Origin of the sequence: Faecalibacterium sp. Marseille-P9590 (assembly GCF_017377665.1) — a bacterium.
In the GTDB taxonomy this organism is placed as follows: Bacteria; Bacillota; Clostridia; order Oscillospirales; family Ruminococcaceae; genus Faecalibacterium.
Genome location: NZ_JAFREF010000001.1, coordinates 1 through 23578, shown reverse-complemented (window position 1 = coordinate 23578; position 23578 = coordinate 1). Strand labels below are relative to the sequence as shown.

The window sequence follows — 23578 nt, the reverse complement described above, 5'->3', positions numbered from 1 at the left end:
CCTACTGTATGCGGCGGCAGAGTTTTTAGAACGTAAAAAAGGCCCACACAGCGGGGACACCCACTGCATGAGCCTTTTGAGTCTATTCTATTTAAGCTTCCGGTTCATCCCGCAGCATGGCAAGGAATTCTTCCTCCGTCAGCACAGGTACGCCGAGGGCCTGTGCCTTGGTCAGTTTGGAGCCTGCTGCTGTGCCAGCCACAACGTAAGCCGTCTTTTTGGAGACTGAGCCGCTGGCTTTGCCGCCGTTTTTGACGATGAGAGCCTCTGCCTCATTGCGGGAGAGCGTCTCGAGGGTGCCGGTGACGACCAGCGTCATTCCCGCCAGCTTGTCGCCCTTCGGTTCGCCCTTCCAGGTCATGTTCACCCCGGCGTCAGCCAGACGATGGATAAGGTCTGTGGTGCCGTCCTTGGCGAAGAACTCTACCACGCTCTGGCCCATCACGCCTCCGAAACCGTCGATCTCGCTGATTTTTTCAATATCTGCCTCCCGGATGGCTTCCAGTGTGCCGAAGTACTCAGCCAGCAATGCAGCGGCCTTGTCGCCGATGTTGCGGATGCCGAAGCCGAACAGCAGCTTGTCAAGATTGTTCTGCTTGGAATTTTCGATGGCGTGGAGAAGATTCGTTGCGCTCTTCTCCTTGAACTTTTCCAGTGTCAGCAGCTGCTCGAGCGTCAAATCATAAAGGTCTGCCGCCGAGTGGACGAGGTCCTTTTCCACCAGCTGTGTCGCTACGGCAGTTCCCAAGCCGTCGATGTCCATCGCATCGCGGGAGGCAAAATGGATGATGTTGCGCAGAGACTGGGCCGGACATTCCGGGTTGACACAGCGCAGGGCGGCTTCGTCTTCGAGATGGACGACCGGTGCGCCGCAGGACGGACAGACTGTCGGCATCCGGTAAGGCTCTGCGTTCTCCGGGTGATGGACGACGCCGATGACCTCCGGGATGATGTCGCCGGCTTTTCGCACCTGAATGGTATCGCCGATGCAGAGGCCGAACTGGCGGATGAAATCCTCGTTGTGGAGGGTCGCGCGGGCCACCGTCGTACCGGCGAGGAAGACCGGGTCGAAGCAGGCGGTCGGGGTCAATACGCCTGTGCGGCCCACAGCGACCTCGATGTTGCGCAAGGTCGTCTCCTTGACTTCGGGCGGATACTTGAACGCGATGGCCCAGCGGGGGAACTTGTTGGTAGAGCCCATCAGGTCGCGCTGGGCGAAGTGATTGATCTTGATGACCGCACCATCCATGTCGAAATCGAGCTTTGAGCGGTTCTGCCCGATCTGCTCGATTTCCTTGATCGCGTCCTCAATGTCGTGGACGATGTGGTAGCGGGGCGAGACCGGCAGGCCGAGACTTTTGAGGTAATCGAGGCTTTCCGCGTGGGTAGTCAGCTCCTTGCCATGCACCTGCTGGACGTTGAAAACAAAAATCGAAAGGCCGCGGCTCCCGGTGATCTTGGCGTCCTTCTGGCGCAGCGAACCGGCAGCGGCGTTGCGGGGATTCTTGAAGGGTGCCGCGCCCTGCAATTCCTGCTCGGCGCAGAGGTGCTGGAACGCCTCATGGGGCATATAAACCTCGCCGCGCACCTCGAGAAACTCAGGGGCATTTTTCAGCTTTTTCGGTATCTTTTTGATAGCCCGGACATTGGCGGTGACGTCCTCGCCTACGACACCGTCGCCGCGGGTAGAAGCACGGACCAGTTCACCGTTCTCGTACTCAAGGCTGCAAGAAAGACCGTCGATCTTGATTTCAACTACATACTCCGGCTCGATACCCGCGTCACGCACTCTGCGGTCGAAATCACGCAGTTCATCGTAGGAAAATGCATCCAGCAAACTTTCCATCTTGACAGCATGTGTCACTTTTGCGAAACGCCCACTGGGGGTGCCGCCGACATGCTGGGTGGGCGAAGCCGGAGTGACCAGCTCTGGGTACTGCGCTTCCAGCCCCTTCAATTCCCGCGTCAGGGCGTCGTATTCAAAGTCCTCGAGTTCGGGGGCGTCCTGGTCGTAATAAAGGCGGTTATTCTTCTCGATAACAGCACGCAGTTCCTCTACGCGCTTCTTGGCTTGTTCCAGTTCCACAGTTCCACTCTCCTGCCTGACGCGGGACAGAGCGCCGCGTCTTGATTCTCTTGCGATAGTATACCACAAAACTTCGGGTTGCGTAAATATAAAAAGCGGAGCTGCACTTTCCGATGTCATGGAAAACACAGCTCCGTCGTATGTTCAAAAAAATCAAATCGAGATCGTATTGCACACGTCCACGAGGACCGGGTCGATGCTCTTGGTCATCTCGAGGGCCTCATCTACGGGGTAATCCACCAGCTCCTCACCCTTCATGCCGACGATGCGGTTATACTTGCCCTGCTCGAGCAGGCAGACGGCGTGGTAACCCATAGCAGAAGCGTTCACACGGTCACGCAGCGTGGGAGAGCCGCCGCGCTGGACGTGGCCCAGAATGGTGGCACGGGTGTCGATACCGGTGCGGGCCTGGATCTCGTTGGCGATCTCCTGAGAGTGGCCGATGCCCTCTGCGACGATGACGATGAAGTGACGCTTGCCGGTGCGCTGGGTCTCGACGATCTTATCGAGGATGTCGCGCTGCATATCGAATTCCTTCTCGGGCAGCAGCACGGCCATAGCGCCGGAGGCGATGGCGACGTTCAGGGCAATGTAACCAGCGTTGCGGCCCATGACCTCGACGACGCTGCAGCGGTCATGGCTCTGGGTGGTGTCGCGCAGCTTGTCGATCATCTCCAGAGCGGTGTTCATAGCGGTATCGTAACCGATGGTGTAGTCGGTGCAGGCAATATCGTTGTCGATGGTGCCGGGCAGGCCGATCATCGGGATGCCGCGGTGTGCCAGCTCACGGGCGCCGCGGTAAGAACCGTCGCCGCCAATGACCACCAGCGCGTCGATGCCCAGCTCACGGCACTTGGCTGCGCCTTTATCCTGGCCCTCTTTGGTCTTGAACTCAAGGCAGCGTGCGGTGTAAAGGATGGTGCCGCCGGCAGAGATGATGTTCGAGACACTGCGCAGGTTCATTTCGAAGCACTCGCCGTTCAGCAGACCGTTATAGCCGCGCTGGATGCCGATCATGCGGAAGCCCTTGTGCAGGCCGGTACGGACCACGGCACGGACAGCTGCGTTCATGCCAGGGGCGTCGCCGCCGCTGGTGAGAACACCGATCGTCTTGATTTGCTTTTCCATAGAGAGATTCCCTCCAATTTGTTTCTTCACATACCACTCGGGGTGCGCGCATCCCCTTCTTCCACAGATGCGGCCCGACTCGATGCAACATATTTGCTATGGCTTGCCTTAGACAAGTATATCACAAAGTTAATCATTTGAAAACAGCGCGGGCATAATGATTGATGCACAGAAATGTCATTTTGTTGCAACATTGCGTTCACCAAGCAGACGTTTCAGCTCCTGAAACAACAGTGGATGGCCCGAAGCATAGAGTCTCCGGGGCGCGGCGAGCTTCTGCTTGACATCCTCGAGATAGAAAATGACGGGCATATCGCCGTCGAATATCTCAAGGAGATTGATGACCTTTGCATACTCGGGGCAGCTGCGGGACGGCAGGCGGACATAGAGCCGCTGGGCGGCATCCCGCATGAGGTTGGGGCGGTTGGTCTGCGGGTGCTTGGGGTCGTAGCCCTCGATGGGCGAGATGCTCTCAGCCATCAGCTTGGAAGGCTCATCTTCACGCACGGAGAGGCGTCCCTCGATGACCACGACGGCATTCTCCTTGAGCGCATCGCGGAAAGTATCCAGCACCCGTGGGAAGACGATGACCTCCATCGTACCGGTCAGGTCCTCCACGCTGGTGAAGGCCATCATCGTGTTGGATTTGGTGGTCATCATCCGGTTTTTGACGATGGTACACACGATACGGACATGATTGCCGTCCAGCTTGTGAGCGTCCTCGCAGGTGAGCTCCTTGATGCTGTTGGACGCAAAGTGTGCCGACTGTTCCCGATAGGCGTCCAGCGGGTGGCCGGACAGATAGAGGCCGCTGACCTCTTTCTCCTGCTGGAGCAGTTCGGTGTGGCTGTACTCCGGGAAGGGCTTTATCTCGTAGCTGTCGGTGTCGGCGGTCTGAGATTCGCCGCTCATCACCGAGAACAGGTCCAGCTGTCCCTCAAGATTGCGGCGGGAGTCGCTCTCCACGCTCTTGATGATGCCGTCCACAGCTTCTACAAGGCTGTGGCGGTTGACGCCCATACTGTCGAAGGCACCCGCCTTGATAAGACATTCCACAGCCCGGCGGTTCAGCTCAGTGCCGTGCATCCGCTTACAGAAATCATAGAGGCTCGAATAAGGCTTCTCTTTTCTCTCTTCCACGACTCGCTCGATGAGGTTGCGGCCCACATTCTTGACCGCATTCAGGCCGAAACGAATCTTGCCGTTGTCCGCCGTGAAGCCGCCGTTCGAGATATTGACGTCCGGCGGAAGCACCTTGATGCCCAGGCGGGCGCACTCGCCCGAATATTCGATGACTTTGTCGGTATTGTCAAGCACACTGGTGAGCAATGCGGCCATAAACTCGCTGGGGTAATGACACTTGAGATAAGCCGTCTGGAATGCGACGTAAGCGTAGCAGGCCGCATGGCTTTTATTGAAGGCGTAGGACGCAAAACTTGACATTTCATCGTAAATTTCGTTGGCGACTTCCTCGGAGATGCCATTGGCGACACAGCCCGGGCATTCGTGGCCCGGCTCGGTGCAGCCATGGACAAAATGCTCGCGTTCTGCCTCCATCACCGCGTGCTTCTTTTTACTCATGGCACGGCGGACGTTATCTGCCTGTCCGAACGAGAAACCGGCCAGCTCACGGAATATCTGCATGACCTGTTCCTGGTAGACGATGCAGCCGTTGGTGACGTCGAGGATGTGGGCCAGCTGAGGGGTCTTATAGCTGATTTTATCCGGCTCGTGGCGGTTGCGCAGGTAGGTCGGGATGGAATCCATCGGGCCGGGGCGGTAGAGACTGATAAGAGCGATGACGTCTTCAAGGTTCTGCGGCTGCAGACCCACGAGGACCTGTTTCATACCCGAGGATTCGAGCTGGAACACGCCCTCCGTTTCACCCTGACCCAGCATCTTATAAGTCGCTGCATCGTCATAATCCAGCTTTCGGATGGAGAAGGACGGGTCTTTTTTTTGGATGGCCGCCTCCGCGTCCCGGATGACCGTCAGGGTACGCAGGCCGAGGAAGTCCATTTTCAGCAGGCCCAGCTCTTCGATCTCGGTCATATTGAACTGGGTGACAGGCAGGCCGTCGTTGGTGGCCAGGGGCAGATAATAGTCTGTCGGTTCCGGGGTAATGACGACGCCGGCCGCATGGGTGGAGGCGTGGCGGGGCATACCTTCAACTTTTAGCGCAGTGTCGATGAGTTCTGTGACCTGCGGGTCGCTGTCGTACATCCGCTTGAGCTCCGGTGAGACCTCCAAGGCGCGTTTCAGCGTCATTTTCAGCTCCATCGGCACCTGCTTTGCCACCACATCCACGCTCTGGTAGGGCATACCCATCACACGGCCCACATCGCGGATGGCGTTGCGGGCGGCCATGGTGCCAAAGGTGACGATCTGGGCCACATGGTCTGCGCCGTACTTCCGGTTGACGTAGTCGATGACCTCCTGACGGCGCTCATAGCAGAAATCGACGTCAAAATCGGGCATACTGACGCGCTCGGGGTTCAGGAATCGCTCGAAGATGAGGTTGTAGCGGATGGGGTCGATGTCGGTGATGCCTACACAGTAAGCCGCGATGCTGCCCGCGCCTGAGCCACGGCCCGGGCCTACCGGAATGCCCTGACTCTTGGCGTAGTTGATATAATCCCAGACAATGAGGTAGTAGTTGGTATAGCCCATCGACTTGACCACGCCGATCTCATAGGTCAGGCGGTCCTTATTGGACTGTGGGACGTCCGAGCCGTAGCGGCGCTCGAGGCCGTCCCAGCAGAGTTTCTCGAAAAACTCCTGATTGTCCATCCCGTTCGGGGCTTTGTAATATGGAATTTTGGTGTGTCCAAAGTCGAAGTCAAAATTGCACTGGTCCGCAATTTTCTGGGTGTTGGCACAGGCTTCCGGCACCATTGCGAACAAATCATACATTTCATCCGTCGTTTTGACGTAAAATTCGTCGGTCTGGAACTCCATCCGGTCGGCATCCTGAATGGTCTTGCCGGTCTGGATGCAGAGCAGGATGCTCTGCATCTTGGCGTCATCCTTCCGCAGATAGTGGGAGTCGTTGGTGGCTGCCATCGGGATGCCGGTCTCCCGCGCCAGTTTGATGAGCTGGGGCAGGACGATAGTATCCTCTTCGAGGCCGTGGTCCTGCAGTTCGATGTAGTAATTGCCCTTGCCGAACAGCTCCTGATACCACAGAGCCGTGGACTTTGCCCTCTCGTAGTCTCCCGCCAGAATGGCTTGCGGGATCTCGCCTGCGAGGCAGGCAGACAGGCAGATAAGCCCCTCATGATACTGTTCAAGAAGCTGCTTATCTACACGAGGCTTGGAATAAAAGCCCTCCACGAAGGCAGCGGACACCATCTTGATGAGGTTCTTATAGCCTGTCTCATTCTTGCAGAGCAGGATAAGATGGTTGTTGCCGTCGATTTTGTTGACTTTATCGAAGCGGGTACGGGTGGCCACATAGACCTCACAGCCGATGATAGGCTTGATGCCTGCCTTTTTTGCGGCCTTATAGAACTGGACACAGCCGTACATGACGCCGTGGTCCGTGATGGCGATGGCGCTCTGACCACACTCCTTGACGCGGTCCATAAGCTGGTCGATACGGCAGGCACCGTCCAGCAGGCTGTATTCGGTATGGATGTGGAGATGAACGAAGTCTCTCCCCTGACGGTTCCCTTCGGTCACATCGCTCATGCTCCTTCCTCCTCTGTTTCAGTGTGTTCTTCGAGCCGCTGACGCAGGGCGTCGGCCAGCGCTTCCAGCTTTTTCATCCGGTGAGAAAGGCCCGATTTGCTCATGGGCGGGTCAAAGCATCCGCAGAGCGCCGCCAGCGATAAATCAGGATATTCCAGTCGCCGGGCTGCTGCCTGCTGCAGCGCCTCGGGCAGCGTTTTCAGCGCTCCCTGCTCTTCCAGAAAGCGGATGGCTTTGAGAGTCTGGGCGTTGGCACGGGCCGTCTTGCCCAGGTTTGCGGTATCGCAGTTTGTGTGGCGGTTGATTTGGTTGCGCATCTGCTTGACAGCCTTCTGAGCGCTGAGCTGGGCCGATGCCTCCGCCGCTCCCATAAAGGAAAGGATGCGCTCCACGTTGTCGCAGCTCTTGACGTAAACAAGGTTCACGCCGTTGCGGCGGGTGCGGTGGGGTGCAAACTCGTGCTCCGCCAGCAGGGCTTCGAAGTCGCGCGCAAGGTTCGTGCGGCTGGTGAGAAACTCGATGTTATACTCCTTTTGCGGGTCAGTGACCGTGCCGCTGCACAAAAAAGCTGCCCCGATGTACGCGCTGACGCACGTCTGGCAGCGAATCAGTCTGGGGTCTATCTGCAGGCTCGTCTCGGTGCCAGTGGTGCCGAAAAGCTCGTGCATCCGCGCCACCTGCTCCGGTGCGCGGATGCTGAATTCATAGACCACCCCGCTGGGACGCTGCTTCTCGATGATGTCGCCCTGTACGCCGCAGCGCGCAAACAGCTGGGAAGCCACCTGCGTCGTCAGCTCCTGTTCCGTCTGCAGCACCAGCCCGCTGGCGTCGAAGTACTTGGCGAAGCAGGCAATTCCATAGGCAGCAGCGCGGACGCAGCAGTCCTTCTGCAGACTGCGCCGGGCGATCTCCTCCCTTGCCTGGGATGCAAAACTCATGATATGTTTATCCTTTCAACGGACAGAATCGCGGTGCTGGATGCCGGGCTTGTAGCCAAGCTTTTCGCAGTATTCCGCGATTTTCCGCGCAAATGTGATGGAGCGATGCTTGCCGCCGGTGCAGCCCACTGCGATGGTGAGCTGGCTTTTGCCTTCCTTGACGTAGAGCGGAAGAGCATATTCCAGAAACGATTCATAGCGCTTCAAAAGCTCCTGCGCCTCCGGGTGGCTCATGACAAAATCGACGACCTCTTCATCAAGACCTGTTTTATGCTTCAGTTCCGGGACATAAAAAGGGTTGGGCAGACAGCGGACATCCAAAACAAGATCCGCCTCCGGTGGGATGCCGAACTTGAAGCCGAAGGACATGACTGTCAGACGCATGGCGCTCTTCGCGCCGCCGTTCTGGTTGAACAGGTCGCAGATGCGCTCTTTGTTCTGCGAGGTGGAGAGCAGGCCGGTATTGATGGTATAATCTGCCCGGTCTTTGAGGGGCTGCAAGATCTCGCGCTCCCTGCGGAAGGCTTCCCGGGTGGAAAGGCCGTCGGAAATGCTCATCGGATGGCGGCGGCGCGTCTCACTGTAGCGGCGCATCAGCACATCGTCCGGGGCATCAAGGAACAAGATCTCATATTCTATCCTCTGCGCGTCCAACTGAGAAAGAGCTTCTTCGATTTCTTCCGGCGTGCGGCAGCCGCGGATGTCCATACAGAGAGCCACCCGCTTGAGCTGGTTGTCACCCGCTTTCGAAAACGCCGTGATGCTGGGCAGCAGTGCCGCCGGGATGTTATCAATGCAGAAAAAGCCGATGTCTTCCAGTGCATTCATGGCGACAGATTTGCCTGCACCGGAAAGGCCGCTGACGATGAGAAGATTCATTTTGCACGCCTCTTTCTTTTATGCTTCCACCACACGAATTTCTTTTTCGAGGTCGTAGCCGGTCTTTTCTTTCACGATGGCACGCACCTCATCGCACAGAGCCAGCACATCTGCACAGGTCGCTCCACCCAGATTGACCACAAAGCCGCAGTGCTTGTCACTGACGGCTGCGCCGCCATGGCGGTAGCCCCGCAGACCGCACTGGTCGATGAGGGCTGCCGCAAATGCGCCCACCGGCCGCTTGAAGGTGCTGCCGGCGCTGGGCTTGTCGAGAGGCTGTTTGTCTTTGCGACGGGCCATCAGGTCGTTCATCCTGGCGCGGATGTCGGCGGCATTGCCTCTTGCAAGGTGGAACTTTGCCGCGAGGATGCAGCCGCCGTTTTCTTCGAAAATGCTGTGGCGGTATCTGAGGTCGAGCTGTTCTGCCGGTATCTCAACGGTCTCCCCTTCTGCGGTCAGATACCGCACGGAGACCAGCACGTCCTTCATCTCGCCGCCGTAAGCTCCGGCGTTCATGTAGACAGCACCGCCCACCGTACCCGGGATGCCGTAGGCGAACTCAAGACCGGTGAGGCTGTTTTCCAGCGCCGTCATGCAGAGCGACGAGAGCATCTTGTCTGCACCGACAACGACAGCATCGTAAGTCAGGGCCGGATCTTTGCCCGGGAAACAGATGTTTTCAAGAATACCGATTGCGCTCTTCATGGCCGATACATTGATGACAGCTCCCCGGTAGCCTGCATCCTCAAACAGGATGTTGCTGCCGTTGCCCAGTAGATAATATTTGATATTCGCTTCCTTCGCCAGCTTGATGGCGGCGCAGAGCTGCGCCTCATTTTCCGGCAGGATAAAGACATCTGCCGGGCCGCCGATGCGGAAAGTGCAGTGTGCGCTGAGCGGCTCATTTTCTTTGTATGCAATGCCCGCAGCGGACAAAGCCTGTTTCAATCGTTCCATTCGTTCTCCCTCTATCGGTAGAAAATCAGTCCATCGTGTCGTTCAGGCCCAGACGGATGAGCAGCTCCTTGGCGGCGTTATAACCCATCTTCTTCTGGCGGTTATTGATAGCCGCCGTTTCCAGCACGACTGCGAGGTTGCGTCCGGGCGAAACGGGGATGATGGTGCTGGGGATGTTGACGCCCAGAATGTCATAATACTCGCTTTCCAAGCCGGTGCGCTGATAGTTTTTGGTGGGGTCCCATGCTTCCAGCTGGACGACGAGGTCGAGGCTTTCACTCACCTTGACCGCGCCCACACCGAACACGCGGGCCACGTTGACAATGCCGATGCCGCGCAGCTCAATGAAGTGGCGGATGTTTTCCGGCGCAGTACCCATGATCTGACGGTTGGAGACCTTGCGCAGCTCCACGGCATCGTCGGCGACGAGGCGGTGACCGCGCTTGACCAGCTCGATGGCCAGCTCGCTCTTGCCGATGCCGCTGTCGCCGAGAATGAGGATGCCTTCACCGTAAACTTCCACCAGCACGCCGTGGCGGGTGATTCGGGGAGCCAGTTCAAGGTTCAGCACGCTGATGAGGCTGCCCATCATGGTGCAGGTCGTCTCGTTGGAGCGCAGCAGGGCTACCCCGTGCTGCTTTGCAAGCTCCTGCATCTCCGGGAAGGGTTCCAATTCCTCGTTGCGGCAGAGGATGACGGCCGGAGGCTGCTGGCGGAACAGCTGGTCAAGGCGCTCACGGCGCTTTTCCGCCGTAAGACCGGCCAGAAAGTTCATCTCCGCAAGGCCCATGATCTGTAAGCGCAGCTTATCGAAATAATCATAGTAACCGGCCAGAAACAGACCGGGACGGTTGACCTCTGCGATCTCGACGCTGATCTTATCCAAATCGCAGGGCGTATAGATAACCTCGAGGCTGACCTTCTCGACCAGCCGCTTGAGCGAAACGGCGAAATTCCCCATTCGTTTTTTCCTCCTGCATCCTCTGTGCTCTGCCATACCAAAAGGCAGCACAGTTTATCCTTCTTTATATTATAATCGAGACGGGCGGCAAAAACAACAATTCTTTCAGGAATCTTTTCTGGTTTTGCGCCAGCGCTTGCATCCGGGGGCCAAAACCATATAATAGGAGGCAGGGATAGAGTTTACTTTACATGAGTTTTACATTTCGCCGGTTTCCGATTTTACATTCTGCTCGTATACTCATAATCAGGGATAGGACCGGTGAAATCCAGTGCAGGTCGTGTAAAAAATTAAGACGTGATCCTGCACGGGTCCTCTACGGCCGCTGTCGATGTATAAACGCAAGCTTCAACAAGTGAGGAGTAAAACATGACTCTATTCAATGTCTTTTCTCTGCTGGGCGGTCTGGCTCTGTTCCTGTTCGGCATGGACATCATGGGCAAAGCCCTTGAGAAACAGGCCGGCGGCCATCTGCAGAAGATCCTGAGCAAACTGACGGATAACCCCCTCAAGGGCTTCTTCCTCGGTCTGTGCGTGACCGCCATCATCCAGAGTTCCAGTGCTACCACCGTCATGGTGGTCGGCTTCGTCAACAGCGGCATCATGGAGCTGCATCAGGCCATCGGCATCATTATGGGCAGCAATGTGGGTACCACTGTCACCAGCTGGCTGCTGAGCCTTTCCGGCCTGCAGGGCGACAGCATCTGGATCCAGATGCTCAAGCCCACCTCTTTCAGCCCCATACTCGCCTTCATCGGCATCCTGCTCTATATGGGCAAGAATGAGAAGAAAAAGGGCATCGGCACTATCCTCATTGGCTTTGCCATCCTGATGACCGGCATGACTACCATGTCCAATGCCGTCGAGCCCCTGCAGGGTGAGGCATGGTTCACCAACCTCTTCGTCCGTTTCTCCAATCCCATCCTCGGCGTTCTGGTGGGCGCACTGGTCACCGGCATCATCCAGAGTTCCAGCGCCAGCGTTGGCATCCTGCAGGCGCTGAGCGCTACCGGCGTCATCACCTACGGCAGCGCTATCCCCATCATCATGGGTCAGAATATCGGCACCTGTGTCACCGCGCTGATTTCTTCTGTGGGCGCAAATAAGAATGCCCGCCGTGCCGCCATGGTTCACCTCTACTTCAACATCATCGGAGTCACGGTCTTTCTGGCCGGTTTCTACGGTCTGAACGCCGTGGTCCACTTTGATTTTGTGAACGAGACCATCGCCGCCTGGGGCATTGCTGTGGTCCACTCCGCCTTCAACATCGCAGCCACCCTCATCCTTCTCCCCTTCGCAAATGGTCTGGAAAAGCTGGCCATCCTTACCATCCCCGACGACGCCGAAAAAGAGAGCTTTGCTCTGCTGGATGAGCGTCTGCTGAACACCCCGGCTGTGGCCGTGGCCCGCGCCCACTCTGCTACAGCTGACATGGCCGAGCTGGCCCGTGTGGGCGTCATGCAGGCCATGAGCCTGACCCACACCTGGGATGATACGCTGGCCCAGAAAGTCCGGGATGAGGAGAGCAAAGTTGACCAGTACGAAGATGCTCTTGGCACCTATCTGGTCAAGCTGTCCAGCCGTGAGCTGAACCATGCGGACAGCCAGAGTGTGAATACTCTGCTCCACACCATCAGCGATTTCGAGCGCATCAGCGACCACTCCGTGAACCTTCTGGAATCCGCACAGGAGATGCACACCAAGGAGATCAACTTCTCCACCGACGCCCGCGAAGAGCTGCAGGTGCTTGAGGACGCCGTGCAGGACGTGCTGAACCGCACCACTGACGCCTTCCGCAAGGATGACCTGCATCTGGCAAGCAAGGTCGAACCTCTGGAGACCGTCGTGGACGAGCTGGTGCGTGCCATCAAGGCACGGCACGTCGCCCGCCTGCAGGCCGGCAGCTGTTCCATCGAGTATGGCTTCGTGCTGGAAGACCTGCTGACCAACTACGAGCGCGTCTGCGACCACTGCAGCAACGTGGCAGTTGCCCAGATCGAGGTGGCACAGGACAGCTTCGACACCCACGCCTACCTCAACGATCTGCGCAGCGGCCATGCCTCCACCAAGGAGAGCGAGCAGTTCCAGCGCCGTCTGAACCGCTACCGTGAGCGCTATCTCTTCCCCGACGAAAACGTCACCGAAACGGAGGACAAACAGGCATGATCTATATCGTAGAAGACGATTCAGCCATCCGTGAATTAGAACAGTATGCATTGCAGTCCAACGGCTACGAGGCCGTGGGCTTCGAGTCCTCAGAACCCTTCTGGCAGGCCGTCCACACTACGCCGCCGGAACTGGTCATCCTGGACGTGATGCTCCCCGGTGAGGACGGCTTCTCCATCCTGAAAAAGCTCCGCGCCGCCCCTTCCCTGCGGCGTCTGCCCATCATCATGATAACAGCCAAGTCCAGCGAGCTGGACACCGTGCGCGGCCTCGACTGCGGCGCAGACGACTACATTACCAAGCCCTTTGGCATCATGGAGTTCCTGAGCCGGGTGCGGGCAGCCCTCCGCCGGGCAGAGCCCGAGGCACGGCCCAACGTCTACAGCTTCCGGGAGATCCTGCTGGACAATGCCCGCCACAGCGTCACTGTCAGCGGCGCACCGGTGGAGCTGACTTACAAAGAATACAGCCTGCTCCGCCTGCTGCTGGAAAACACCAACCTTGTCGTCACCCGCGAGACTATTTTGCAGGTGGTGTGGGGTACTGACATCTCGGTGGAGAGCCGGACCGTGGATATGCACATCCGCACCCTGCGCAAAAAGCTGGGCGACGCCGGAAAGTACATCTGCACAGTACGGAAAGTGGGCTACAAGCTGACGGACAGCGAGGAGGAGCTCGAGCAATGAAACCACGCAGCATGGAAGAAAAAATAAGCTATCTGCTATTTCTGATGGGATTTGCGGGGCTGGTGTGTACCGCTGCACTCTGCATCTTTGTGTTCCACAAGGCGTTCCGGGAGCAGGCTTGGACAGCCCTTGAGCGGGAAGCCGACCTTGTGGCTGCCGGCTGTGCGCAGGTGGACGCCCCCAGCCAGCTGGAAACTTATGTGGACGGCTCGCTGCGCATCACTCTCATCGCCTCGGACGGCAGTGTGCTTTTTGAGTCGGCCACCAACCAGCCGATGGAGAACCATCTGAGCCGCCCCGAGATACAGCAGGCCATGAAGAGCGGTGTGGGCCGCGACTGCCGCGACTCCCAGACTCTGGGCTATGAGACTTATTATTATGCCATGCTGCTGACGAACGGAGACATCCTCCGGGTGGCGCAGGACTCTGAGACTATCTGGTCGATTTATGACGCCGCTCTGCCTGCCATCGTGCTGAGCTGTTTCCTGATGATGGGCGCAGCCGCTATCATTGCCGGACTGCTGACCAAGAGCCTTGTCCAGCCTGTGCTCAAGATGACCGATGACCTCGACCACATCCAGGAGAATGTCCCCTACAAGGAGCTTATCCCCTTTGCCGAGAGTATCCACTCCGACCGGATGCTGCGGGAAAATAACGAGAAAATGCGGCAGGAGTTCACGGCCAATGTCAGTCACGAGCTAAAAACGCCTCTGACCAGCATCTCCGGTTATGCAGAGCTCATCGAGACCGGCATTGCAAAACCCGAGGATACGCCGGGTTTTGCCCGCAAGATCCATGTAGAGGCCAGCCGGATGATCCAGCTGGTCAACGATATTCTGCAGCTCTCCCACCTCGACAATGTGAGCGAGACGGGTGCTGCGCCTGCAATGGAAACGGTCGATCTGTTGGATGTGGCCCGCGAGTGCGTGGAGCGCCAGAAGGTCAACGCCAGGCACTCCTATATCTCCCTGACCTACCTCGGCGAAAGCGCCCCTGTGACAGGCAGCCGCGTCCTGCTGGATGAGCTGTGCCAGAACCTCTGCGACAACGCCATCCGCTACAACCGCCCTGGCGGAAAAGTCCAGATCATCACGGCCTGCACCCGGGACGGTCACTGCACCCTGACCGTGAAGGACAACGGCATCGGTATCCCGAAAGAGGCGCAGACCAGCGTGTTCGAGCGCTTCTACCGAGTGGACAAGAGCCGCAGCAAAGCCACTGGCGGCACCGGTCTGGGTCTGGCTATCGTCAAACACATCGCCCGCATCCACAACGCCCGCATCAAGCTGGACAGCGTTGTGGACGAGGGTACCACCATCACCGTGATCTTCGAAACGGCTTCTTAAAATTTCATGAGCTTCACGTCTGCCCGAATTTCCGGGCAGACGTTTTTTGTTGTGAGCGCAAAGTGACCGTCACGCAGTGCCTGATGCGCACCGAGTCCGGAAATGTCCAGCCCCAGCGTCCAGCAGCGGCGGACGGTGTCCGCACAGAGGGCTTCCAGTTCTGCTTCGGCGTCTGCGGGCAGGGCATTATTGCGTGAGAGCGCGTTCACCCGGAGAAGAAAGCGCTCCCCTTCCCGCTCCACGCCGCAGAAAGTCCGGCGCAGGCGAAGCGGCCCGGCTTCCAGCGCAAAGCGATGCTCCCCTGTATCCGTCCAGCTTTTGCCCTGCAATAAGAGCGCCATTTCCGTCTGGGACTCGGTCAGCTGGCCGGTCTGTTCAGGGGTAACAACGAGGGCTTCGGGCCTGTAATGTGCATTCTCGTCTTCCAGCTCCACGACAGGCAGGATGAAGCCGCTGCTCTGCTGATAGAGCCGGGGCGCGGCCGGGGCAGCGTTTTTGATGCATTGCAGGAGATTTTCAGGCAGGACGTCTGTTTCATCGGCCCGCTCTTTCAGTATCTCTACCGAAAAACTTCTCCCAAACACACGGGACGCCAGCCGCCCGTAGGGTCGATGGAGAAACAGTTCTTCACAGGCAGACAGCGTTCGCTGTACGGAATCCTGCCCGGCCAGAAGATATTCGCAGAGCCGCCAGTCCGCCCGCTGGGGCAGGGCTTCCTCAGCGGCAGAAATGGCAGAAGAAAGCTCGGGGCCTCGGCCAATACAGAGGCGGATAGCGGCTTTGGCCTCGGAGGAATCGGCGGAAGCTTCCGGGAACTGGTACAGCAGGCCCACCGTCCAGCTGTCACCGTTCGTCTCGACGAGAAGGGCGCGTATCATGCTTTTTTCGGTGTTGTCCCAATGCAAAAAGAGGCAGAGCCAGACGACGAGGACGCCTGCGGCCATCAGCCGCAGCCAGCCCCGGCGGGTCATCGTGCAGCCTCCGCATTCACAGGCCCTTCGGTAAGGCGCTCACAGAGCAGCCGGACGGCACGGACGATAAAGCCGAAGCGAAAGATCGCCGCAGCCAGCCAGAGGAGCAGGAACGCGGCATCAAAGCGGGAGATGCCGCCGAAGCTCCACGCCCGCAGCAGCTCATAGCCCGGGTAAGCCTGCGGTGCGCCGAAAAGAAGGGCCAGCCCCAGCGCATAACCTGACGAAATGACGGCAGCGATGATTGGAAGCCATACGATAGTCTTTTTACTGATTTTCGCATTATTTTTACTCATACAGAGAAGCGGAAAGGAGAAATATTCCGGGTAAAAAGTGGCATCCGGAAGAACAAACGAATGTGCCGTCTCACCTGTCACGAGCACCTGCCATTGCAGCTGTCCGGCCAGCCCCAGCACACAGAACACGATGCCCAGCACTACGAGCCACCCGAGGACGGAGGCCATCCGGTCGTACAGCTCACAGCCGAGGCTCCACCCTGCCCAGAGAAAGAACGGCAGCAGACCGATGAAGGCCATAGACGCAAACTGTTCCCAGCAGGCTTGTTGGAGCATTGCAGCCGTCCGGACAAGTTCGAAGAGATACCAGAGCAGAAAGACGGCACAGATGCACTTTCCTGCAAAGCCCGGGCGGTTCAGACGGGAGGCGTTGGCAGAGACGAGCGCGGCAAGGAGTACGAAGGCCGCTGCCGCCAGCACATTGCTCAGCAGGACGGCGCGGACGGAGCCGGTCTGCCCTGCCCCGAAGATGGCGCGACCCAGCTCTGCCGCCGCGACGCTGAGTGTCAGCGTCTGGGCCGAGAATGTCTGTTTTTGCTGCATTCAGGAACCCCTCCTTTGCCAGATGGTGAATGGGCGGCGGGACAGCGCCCGATAGTTGCGGCGGACGACGCCGTCACCCGAAAAGACTGCGCCCGAAAGATAGGGTACACCCATCGCGGAGATGGACGTCAGTGCGGCCAACACGCCCAAGGCCGCACACACCAGACCTACCGGCCCGGCCAGGCCGGCGGCCAGCGTAACGCCCAATCGCAGCAATGTGGCCGGTTCGTACAGCGATGGCGTCACAAAAACTGAGATGGCTGTGATGCTGGCTACGAGGATGACCGGCGTGCTCAGCAATCCGGCCCCGATGGCGGCGTCACCGATGATGAGCGCTGCCACAAGGCTCACCGAGTGGCCCAGCGTCTGGGGCATCCGAAGCCCGGCCTCCCGGATGATCTCCAACAAGATGATGACCAGCAGCATCTCGGCAAAGAGCGGCAGAGGCGTCGCCTTTTCTGCCGCCGCGATTTTGAATAATAACTGCGGTGGGATGAGCTCGGGCAGATAGACCGCCAGACAGACAAAAACACCCGGCAGAAAGATGCTGAGATAAAATGAGCCATATTTCAGGACACGCAGGAACGACGAAAAAACTGCCGTGGTGGCGTAGTCGTCGAGGCAGTCGAAGTTCTCGCAGAAAAGGGACGGCAGCACCAGCGCCGAGGGGCTGCCGTTGACAAGGATGATGATTTTCCCCTCACAGAGCTTTGCGGCGGCGGAAGCCGGGCGCTCGGTATAGCTCACCGGGGCGAACAGCCGCCATCTGGCGGGGAAAAGCCACGGTACAAAGTAGCTGGAATCCAGCAGAACCTCCGGCTTTGCCTCCTGGAGCGTCCGGCGCACCCGCGCCACCGCCGTCTTGCTGGCCTTGTCTTTGCAGTAGCAGATGGCATATTCGGTCTTCATGGCACAGTCGGCCTGTGCGGTCTCCATTACAAGGGTGTCGGTACGGATGAGGCGGCGCAGTAAACTCAGGTTGACCCGCAGCAGGTCGGCAAAGCCCTCCCGGGAACCACGGAGGTTTCCTTCCCCGGAGGGCTCTTCCACCGAGCGCGATTTCAGCCCCTGAACTGAGAAGACAAGCCCCTTTTTGCACCCGTCCAGCAGAAGCACGGCCATGCCGGCGGTCATGCGGCGGATGAGGTCGTCCATGTCCTTGACCGGGCCGTCCTCGGCGGGCAGACCGGAGTGATGCATCAGAAGCTCATACACCTGCGTACCGCTGTGAGGCATCCGCTCCGGCTCGAGGCTGGGCGTATGCCGGGTAGCGGCGTCCAGTAAAAGCGACCAGAGTGACTCGAGGCTGGCCATATTGTCGAAAAGGACGATGGCCCCCGGGCAGTGATAAAGCTCAATGCGCTTGGCATAAAAATCCGCCGAAGCGCCAAACCTAGCGTTAAGCGCCGCCAGATTTTTTTCCAGCGACGAGGAAAGCTGCAGCATACGGTATCCCCCTTTGCCTGCCAGTATTCCCTCGCCGGCGGCGCTTATTCAACCCACAAGGAGGGCCTTCTCGTGAAGCTTCTGATTTTCCGTACTTTGCTCATCTATCTCTGCGTTCTGTTCGCCATGCGGCTGATGGGCAAGCGTCAGCTGGGCGAACTGCAGCCCGAAGAGCTGGTATCTACTATCCTCATCTCAAATCTGGCGTCCATCTCCATCGAGTCAGAAGAAGTGCCGGTGACGGCCAGCCTCATTCCCCTCTTCCTCATCGCGGCTTTGGAGCTGCTGGGGTCGGCGCTGAGCTTCCGCAGCCAGAAATTTTTCAACCTGATGTCGGGCCGCCCCAAGACGGTCATCTTAGACGGACAAATCGACCAGAACGCTCTGCGCACTCTCCGGCTGACGACTGCTGATTTGATGGAAGCGCTGCGTGGCAAAAACATCTTCGATCCCCGGGACGTCTCCTACGCCGTAGTGGAGACGAATGGCAGTCTTTCGGCGGCACTGCGCCCCGAAAAAGAGACCGCTACCCTCGCCGACTTACAGCTGAAAGTGGAGCACAGCCATGCGACCATCCCTTTCGTGCTGGACGGACAGGTGCTCGAAGAAAATCTGCACTGGTGCGGCAAAGACCAGGACTGGCTCGAACGGACGGCGCAGGCCAACACCCTGCTGCCGGAAGAAATCCTGCTTTTAGTGGGCAACGAGACGGAAGACTATTTTCTGCTGAAAAAAGAGAGCCGCCGCAAGGGCAGCTCCCGGTGAGAGGTGTGGGATGAAGCGAATTTATGCGTGTCTGTGCATCGTGGCAGTGCTGCTGGGTGTGGCCTTTTACAGCAGTTGGCGGGTGCAGAAGTTTGCAGAGGATATTTCGGACGACATCGACGACGCCATGGAGGCTATCCGGGACGAGGACCTCCCTTCCGCGCGGCAGGCACTGGCCGAGGGTGCTGAACTCTGCGACAAAATGCGGGAAGGGATGAATCACCTGCTCCGCACACAGGACTTCACGGAACTGGAAGCCGCCCTTCGCGCCGCGGACGGACATCTCGAACTGAGCGCCCCCGAGGAAGCATTTGGTGAACTGCGCCGGGCGCAGGTTCAGGTGGAGACCCTGGAATGGCTGTCGCGGAGGCTTGTATAATTAAATCGTTCAAACGTGATTATATTTCGTGTAATCTATATTATTCGAAATGCATTCATTCTGTTCTAGTCCGAAACCAGTCTTATAAGAAGGATTTTATTTATAGCTATTTCGTGTTTTTTGCTTTATCACCGATATTTTATAGTGTAATAATTTTGCCTTGTGCAAATTTACATCGGTGGTTCCAGACTATATGATTTTTTATATAGCGCGAAATCATGCCCCCTCGTTTGCCTCCTGCCACGATAAAAAGCACATGCCTCCAAGCTGGCAAAGGACCATCCACAACAGTTGTTTCACGCTGTTCGGCCATGCCACATCGATGAAGCCCGCCAGGCATGAAGGCACAAAAAATCACCCCATCCCCTGCCCTGCGGCAGAGAATGGGGTGCTCGTGCTTTTTACACTTTATTTCTTACGGTCGCCCATCAGCTTTTTCAGCTCATTGAAGAAGCTCTCGACGTCCGCGAACTGCTGATAGACCGAGGCAAAGCGGACATAGGCCACCTCGTCGATTTTCTTCAGTTCCTGCATGGTCAGCTCACCGATGCGCACACTCGTCACCTCGCGGTCATAGGTGCTCATCAGGGTCTGTTCGATGCTGCTGACGGCGCGTTCCAGAGACTCGTAGCTCACCGGACGCTTGGCGCAGGCCCGAAGCATCGCGTTGAGCAGCTTCTGCCGGTCGAACGGCTCACGGGAGTTATCCTTTTTGATGACGATGAGCGGCACCGTTTCCACGACCTCGTAGGTCGTGAACCGCATATGGCAGTTCAGGCACTCCCGGCGGCGGCGGATGCGCTCGCTGTCTTCGGTAGGGCGGGAGTCGATGACTTTGGATTCCTCAGCGCCACAATAGGGGCATTTCATGGTCGTTCCTCCTAGATTCAGGACAGATTTGCGTCAGGATAGAAGCTCAGTTTTTCTTTGCGCCCTTGCGCTCGCTCCAAGCCACCCATGCGGAAGTGGAGATACACAGCGAAGTATACACGCCGCTGAGCATACCCATCATCAGGGGGAAGGCAAAGGTGAAGATGCTGTCCAGACCGTACAGCTTGGAGACGATGCACATCACACCCAGAGCCATCACCGTGGTGACGGTGGTGATGATCGTGCGGCGGGCAGACTGGTTGACGGAATGGTTGACCAGCTCTTCGAAGCTGGCCTTCTTGCCCAGCAGGCCGCGGTTCTCACGGATACGGTCGTAGACGACGACGGTATCGTTGATGGAGTAGCCGAGGATGGTGAGCATGGCGGCGATGAAGTTGCCGTCCAGCGGGGCGCGCAGCAGCACGAAGGTGCCGAACACCACCATCAGGTCATTGAGCAGGGCCAGAACAGCCATCATGCCGCCGGTGAGGCCGCCGATATTCTTGAAGCGGTAGGCGATGTAGGCAAGGATGAGGACCAGTGCGAACACCACGGCCACCAGACTCTTCTGGAGGAATTTGGTACCCATTGCGGCGCTGACATTGCTCAGAGAGAGCTGTGCAAAGGAGTTATCCGGGTAGCTCTCATTCAGGGAGTCCAGCAGGGTCTGCACTTCGTCGGTGGTGACAGTCTCGGTGCCGGGCATCGAAATTTTCAGAGTCTGCTCCCCTGTCGCGACGTTCTCGCCGGTCTGCAGGGTCAGGCCGTTGCTGCCCAGCGCTTCGGAGGCGGTCTTCTGGACGGCAGACATCTCAAAGCTGTTCTCGTAGCTCAGAGTGATCATCGCACCGCCGGTGAACTCGGTGTCCAGATGGACGCCCAGCACCACAGCGCAGAGGACGATAGCTGCCATCAGACAGGCGGAGAAGGTCAGGAAGCGCTTGCGCAGGCCAACGAAGTTGACCTGCTTCTTCTCTGCCGGGGTCTTGCCGGGAGCATCGGCACCGTAGAGGCGGGGGTCACGCAGAGCCTTGATAGCGGCAGCGCCCCGGATCATGGTACGGGTAGCGAAGATACCGAACACGAAGTTGAGCAGCACGCCGGTGAGCAGCGTGTAACCGAAGGCGTAGATGGTGCCTGCGGTCGAGGGGCCAAAGGCGAAAAAGACGAAGTGCAGAGCCTTGGCGAAGAAGCCGTCAGATGGGCCGAAGGCACCCATCAGCACGATGGCGACGATGACGATGGTCACGTTGCCGTCGATGATGGGAGTCAGGCCGCGGGCGAAGCCGCTCTTGAGGGCGCCGTCGAGGCTCTTGCCGCTGCGCAGCTCTTCCTTGATGCGCTCGGCAGTGATAACATTGGCGTCAACGCCCATGCCGATGGCAAGGATGATGCCGGCGATGCCGGGCAGGGTCAGGGTGAAGCTCTCAAACACCGGAAAGTAACCGGAGACGAAGGCCAGCGTAGCCGCCACCTGACCAGCCAGAGCGATGCAGGCCAGAAAGCCGGGCAGACGGTACAGAGCCGTCATCAGAACCACGATGAGGGCGAAGGCGATGACGCCGGCCAGCACCATGGCGCTCAGGCTGTTCTCGCCCAGACTCGGGCTGATGGTGGAGTAGCTGTCCACCGTCAGCGCAAAGGGCAGAGAGCCGGAGTTGATCTGGCGGGCCATCTTGACGACGTCCTCCTGCGTGAAGGGGTTCGACGCAGAACTGGTGATGATGGCAGAGCCGTCGGTGATGGCGGCGTTGACGCTGGCGGTGCTGACATTCTCGTCATCCAGCCAGATGCTGATGGTGCCGCCCGTCTGATACAGGCGGGTGGTCGCGTCGCCGAATGCCTTGGCGCCCTCATCGGTAAACTTGAGCGCCACATAGTACTCGGAGCTGCTGCCGTTGACGGGGCCATACTGGGCAGCTGCGCTCTCCACCATCGAGCCATCGAGGACGAGCTCACCGTCTGCACTGCTCCCCTCGCGGAAGGTCAGATAGGCGGTGGTGCCGATCTCCTCAATGGCGGCTTCGGGGTCGAACTCCGTCTCGCCCGACTGCCACGGGAACTCGAGGATGAGGCTGTCGGAGTTATTGTCCACATACAGCTCATAGTCGGTCACGTTGAGGGCGACCAGACGGTTCTCGATGACCAGCTGAGCTGCCTCGAGCTGGTCGTCGGTGGCGTCGTAGCCGTCAGAGGGGACGAAGGTGACGTTGACGCCTCCCTTGATGTCCACACCGAAGCGGATGTCTTTCGCGCCCTTGATGTAGGTGGTGGTCACATCACCGTACTTGACTGCGACGCCAAAGAATGCCGTATAGACGAACGCCGCGATCAAAAGCACAGTGAGGACAAGTTGCCATGCTTTGCCTTTAGTTTTCATATGAATCGGGAAACCTCCAAATATAATAAGAAGCTGTTTTCATAACCATTGCACACCGCCTGAACTGCCTTTTGGCGCACTCTGGCTATGAAAACAACTTCCAAATCCCCGCTGCGCCGTCAGAACGGCAGCACAGCGGGGATCTTGTGCGATGAATCAGGCGTTCTCAGCCAGCAGCTTCTCGACTGCGGCCAGACGGACGCAGACACAGAGCAGGTCGGACGCAGTCTCCACTTCGTCCAGGCTGGGATAAGTGGGCGCGATGCGCAGATGGGCATCGTCCGGGTCCTTGTGATAGGGGTAAGCGGAACCTGCGCCGGTGAGGGTCAGGCCGCAGTCCTTGCACAGCTGGGCCACACGCTTGGCGCAGCCGGGCATGACGTAGAGGCTGATGAAGTAGCCGCCCTTGGGGTTCGTCCAGTGGGCGATGTCTCCGCAGGGAGTCAGCTCCTCGTTGAAGGCCGTCTTGACGGCATCAAAGCAGGGTACCAGACGGCGGCGGTGCTTTGCCATGTGGGCCAGAACGCCTTCCTTGTTCTTGAGGAAGCGGACATGGCGCAGCTGGTTCATCTTATCATAGCTGATGATCATGACCGAGAAGCGCTTGCAGATGTACTTCATCATAGCTTCGCTGCAGGCCAGCGCAGAAACGCCTGCGCCCGGGAAGGTGATCTTGCTGGTAGAGGTGAACATGAAGACGCGGTCCTCAGTGCCGTACTTCTTGCACTCGTTCAGCAGGACAGGAGTCTCGATGATCTCGTCCGTCAGGTGGTGGACGATGTAAGCCTCATCCCAGAAAATTTTGAAGTCGGGAGCAGCAGTCTTCATCTTGGCGAAGCGGTCGATGGTCTCGTCGCTGTAGGTGTAGCCGTCGGGGTTGGAATACTGAGGCACACACCAGATGCCCTTGATGGTATCATCCTCAGCTACCAGCTTCTCAACAACGTCCATATCAGGGCCGGTCGGGGTCATGGGAACGCTGATGAGCTCAAAACCGAACTCCTCGGTGATGGCGAAGTGGCGGTCATAGCCGGGTACCGGGCAGAGGAACTTGCGCTTCTCTACCTGAGACCAGGGACAGGGAGACTCGG

The 23578-nt window shown here is 58.2% G+C and carries 18 protein-coding genes; 5 read left to right on the top strand and 13 right to left on the bottom strand.

Annotation, left to right across the window (positions count from 1 at the left end):
• Nucleotides 1-91 precede the first annotated feature (91 nt).
• From ligA to hprK, 7 genes are all read right to left on the bottom strand, one after another.
• Nucleotides 92-2086, bottom strand: coding sequence for an NAD-dependent DNA ligase LigA (gene ligA, locus J3349_RS00090; protein ID WP_207675904.1), 1995 nt, complete (start codon nucleotides 2084-2086; stop codon nucleotides 92-94).
• A gap of 153 nt (nucleotides 2087-2239) precedes the next feature.
• Nucleotides 2240-3214: a 6-phosphofructokinase gene (gene pfkA, locus J3349_RS00085; RefSeq protein ID WP_015564104.1), complete on the bottom strand. Its 975-nt coding sequence runs from the start codon at nucleotides 3212-3214 to the stop codon at nucleotides 2240-2242.
• 177 nt (nucleotides 3215-3391) lie between these two features.
• Complete coding sequence (locus J3349_RS00080) at nucleotides 3392-6904, bottom strand: DNA polymerase III subunit alpha (RefSeq protein WP_207675903.1); 3513 nt, start codon at nucleotides 6902-6904, stop codon at nucleotides 3392-3394.
• The gene (whiA, locus tag J3349_RS00075) at nucleotides 6901-7842 is read right to left on the bottom strand and encodes a DNA-binding protein WhiA (protein WP_207675902.1); all 942 of its coding nucleotides are present in this window, start codon (nucleotides 7840-7842) and stop codon (nucleotides 6901-6903) included. Before whiA ends, J3349_RS00080 begins: the two co-directional genes overlap by 4 nt.
• Before the next feature lie 15 nt (nucleotides 7843-7857).
• A complete protein-coding gene (rapZ, locus tag J3349_RS00070) occupies nucleotides 7858-8721 on the bottom strand; it encodes an RNase adapter RapZ (protein ID WP_158394482.1) in 864 nt (287 codons plus the stop codon).
• An 18-nt stretch (nucleotides 8722-8739) separates the two neighbouring features.
• Nucleotides 8740-9678, bottom strand: coding sequence for a UDP-N-acetylmuramate dehydrogenase (gene murB, locus J3349_RS00065; protein WP_207675901.1), 939 nt, complete (start codon nucleotides 9676-9678; stop codon nucleotides 8740-8742).
• Nucleotides 9679-9703: 25 nt separating this feature from the next.
• Complete coding sequence (hprK, locus tag J3349_RS00060) at nucleotides 9704-10639, bottom strand: HPr(Ser) kinase/phosphatase (RefSeq protein ID WP_158394480.1); 936 nt, start codon at nucleotides 10637-10639, stop codon at nucleotides 9704-9706.
• A 369-nt stretch (nucleotides 10640-11008) separates the two neighbouring features.
• Here hprK and J3349_RS00055 point away from each other — a divergent pair, with 369 nt between their 5' ends.
• Genes J3349_RS00055 through J3349_RS00045 form a run of 3 tightly spaced genes read left to right on the top strand, consistent with a single transcriptional unit; the run spans nucleotide 11009 to nucleotide 14837 of the window.
• Nucleotides 11009-12805 (top strand): Na/Pi cotransporter family protein, encoded by a 1797-nt coding sequence (locus J3349_RS00055; RefSeq protein ID WP_158400666.1) that lies wholly within the window; start codon nucleotides 11009-11011, stop codon nucleotides 12803-12805.
• Nucleotides 12802-13491, top strand: coding sequence for a response regulator transcription factor (locus J3349_RS00050; RefSeq protein ID WP_149793343.1), 690 nt, complete (start codon nucleotides 12802-12804; stop codon nucleotides 13489-13491). The genes J3349_RS00055 and J3349_RS00050 overlap by 4 nt, the downstream gene beginning before the upstream one ends.
• The gene (locus J3349_RS00045) at nucleotides 13488-14837 is read left to right on the top strand and encodes an ATP-binding protein (protein WP_207675900.1); all 1350 of its coding nucleotides are present in this window, start codon (nucleotides 13488-13490) and stop codon (nucleotides 14835-14837) included. Before J3349_RS00050 ends, J3349_RS00045 begins: the two co-directional genes overlap by 4 nt.
• Here the strand turns inward: J3349_RS00045 and J3349_RS00040 are convergent.
• Genes J3349_RS00040 through J3349_RS00030 form a run of 3 tightly spaced genes read right to left on the bottom strand, consistent with a single transcriptional unit; the run spans nucleotide 14834 to nucleotide 18093 of the window.
• Complete coding sequence (locus tag J3349_RS00040; protein ID WP_207675899.1) at nucleotides 14834-15808, bottom strand: hypothetical protein; 975 nt, start codon at nucleotides 15806-15808, stop codon at nucleotides 14834-14836. The two genes, J3349_RS00045 and J3349_RS00040, sit on opposite strands and share 4 nt — an antisense overlap.
• Nucleotides 15805-16647: a hypothetical protein gene (locus tag J3349_RS00035; RefSeq protein ID WP_207675898.1), complete on the bottom strand. Its 843-nt coding sequence runs from the start codon at nucleotides 16645-16647 to the stop codon at nucleotides 15805-15807. The genes J3349_RS00040 and J3349_RS00035 overlap by 4 nt, the downstream gene beginning before the upstream one ends.
• Nucleotides 16648-18093 (bottom strand): spore germination protein, encoded by a 1446-nt coding sequence (locus J3349_RS00030; protein ID WP_207675897.1) that lies wholly within the window; start codon nucleotides 18091-18093, stop codon nucleotides 16648-16650.
• Nucleotides 18094-18165: 72 nt separating this feature from the next.
• On the opposite strand from J3349_RS00030, the gene J3349_RS00025 reads away from it, so the two are divergent.
• Together J3349_RS00025 and J3349_RS00020 are read left to right on the top strand one after the other, a co-directional pair.
• The gene (locus tag J3349_RS00025; protein ID WP_158394473.1) at nucleotides 18166-18858 is read left to right on the top strand and encodes a DUF421 domain-containing protein; all 693 of its coding nucleotides are present in this window, start codon (nucleotides 18166-18168) and stop codon (nucleotides 18856-18858) included.
• Nucleotides 18859-18868: 10 nt separating this feature from the next.
• On the top strand, nucleotides 18869-19237 hold the full coding sequence (locus J3349_RS00020) for a DUF4363 family protein (RefSeq protein WP_158394472.1): 369 nt from the start codon (nucleotides 18869-18871) through the stop codon (nucleotides 19235-19237).
• Nucleotides 19238-19645: 408 nt separating this feature from the next.
• On the opposite strand, the gene nrdR is transcribed toward J3349_RS00020, so the two are convergent.
• The 3 genes from nrdR to J3349_RS00005 form a co-directional block, all read right to left on the bottom strand.
• Nucleotides 19646-20107: a transcriptional regulator NrdR gene (gene nrdR / locus J3349_RS00015; RefSeq protein ID WP_149793336.1), complete on the bottom strand. Its 462-nt coding sequence runs from the start codon at nucleotides 20105-20107 to the stop codon at nucleotides 19646-19648.
• Between the two features lie 46 nt (nucleotides 20108-20153).
• Nucleotides 20154-22487, bottom strand: a complete 2334-nt coding sequence (secF, locus tag J3349_RS00010) for a protein translocase subunit SecF (RefSeq protein ID WP_207675896.1) — start codon at nucleotides 22485-22487, stop codon at nucleotides 20154-20156.
• Between the two features lie 156 nt (nucleotides 22488-22643).
• Nucleotides 22644-23578, bottom strand: a 935-nt coding sequence (locus J3349_RS00005) for a PLP-dependent aminotransferase family protein (protein WP_207675895.1), incomplete at its 5' end; no start/stop codon positions are given.

What these genes read in the sequence shown, in the direction of transcription:
- nrdR (WP_149793336.1), bottom strand. Translation starts at nt 20,107, where the DNA reads ATGAAATGCCCCTATTGTGGCGCTGAGGAATCCAAAGTCATCGACTCC.
- J3349_RS00030 (WP_207675897.1), bottom strand. Translation starts at nt 18,093, where the DNA reads ATGCTGCAGCTTTCCTCGTCGCTGGAAAAAAATCTGGCGGCGCTTAAC.
- secF (WP_207675896.1), bottom strand. Translation starts at nt 22,487, where the DNA reads ATGAAAACTAAAGGCAAAGCATGGCAACTTGTCCTCACTGTGCTTTTG.
- J3349_RS00080 (WP_207675903.1), bottom strand. Translation starts at nt 6,904, where the DNA reads ATGAGCGATGTGACCGAAGGGAACCGTCAGGGGAGAGACTTCGTTCAT.
- J3349_RS00050 (WP_149793343.1), top strand. Translation starts at nt 12,802, where the DNA reads ATGATCTATATCGTAGAAGACGATTCAGCCATCCGTGAATTAGAACAG.
- hprK (WP_158394480.1), bottom strand. Translation starts at nt 10,639, where the DNA reads ATGGGGAATTTCGCCGTTTCGCTCAAGCGGCTGGTCGAGAAGGTCAGC.
- whiA (WP_207675902.1), bottom strand. Translation starts at nt 7,842, where the DNA reads ATGAGTTTTGCATCCCAGGCAAGGGAGGAGATCGCCCGGCGCAGTCTG.
- J3349_RS00020 (WP_158394472.1), top strand. Translation starts at nt 18,869, where the DNA reads ATGAAGCGAATTTATGCGTGTCTGTGCATCGTGGCAGTGCTGCTGGGT.
- J3349_RS00055 (WP_158400666.1), top strand. Translation starts at nt 11,009, where the DNA reads ATGACTCTATTCAATGTCTTTTCTCTGCTGGGCGGTCTGGCTCTGTTC.
- J3349_RS00035 (WP_207675898.1), bottom strand. Translation starts at nt 16,647, where the DNA reads ATGCAGCAAAAACAGACATTCTCGGCCCAGACGCTGACACTCAGCGTC.
- murB (WP_207675901.1), bottom strand. Translation starts at nt 9,678, where the DNA reads ATGGAACGATTGAAACAGGCTTTGTCCGCTGCGGGCATTGCATACAAA.
- J3349_RS00040 (WP_207675899.1), bottom strand. Translation starts at nt 15,808, where the DNA reads ATGACCCGCCGGGGCTGGCTGCGGCTGATGGCCGCAGGCGTCCTCGTC.
- J3349_RS00045 (WP_207675900.1), top strand. Translation starts at nt 13,488, where the DNA reads ATGAAACCACGCAGCATGGAAGAAAAAATAAGCTATCTGCTATTTCTG.
- rapZ (WP_158394482.1), bottom strand. Translation starts at nt 8,721, where the DNA reads ATGAATCTTCTCATCGTCAGCGGCCTTTCCGGTGCAGGCAAATCTGTC.
- pfkA (WP_015564104.1), bottom strand. Translation starts at nt 3,214, where the DNA reads ATGGAAAAGCAAATCAAGACGATCGGTGTTCTCACCAGCGGCGGCGAC.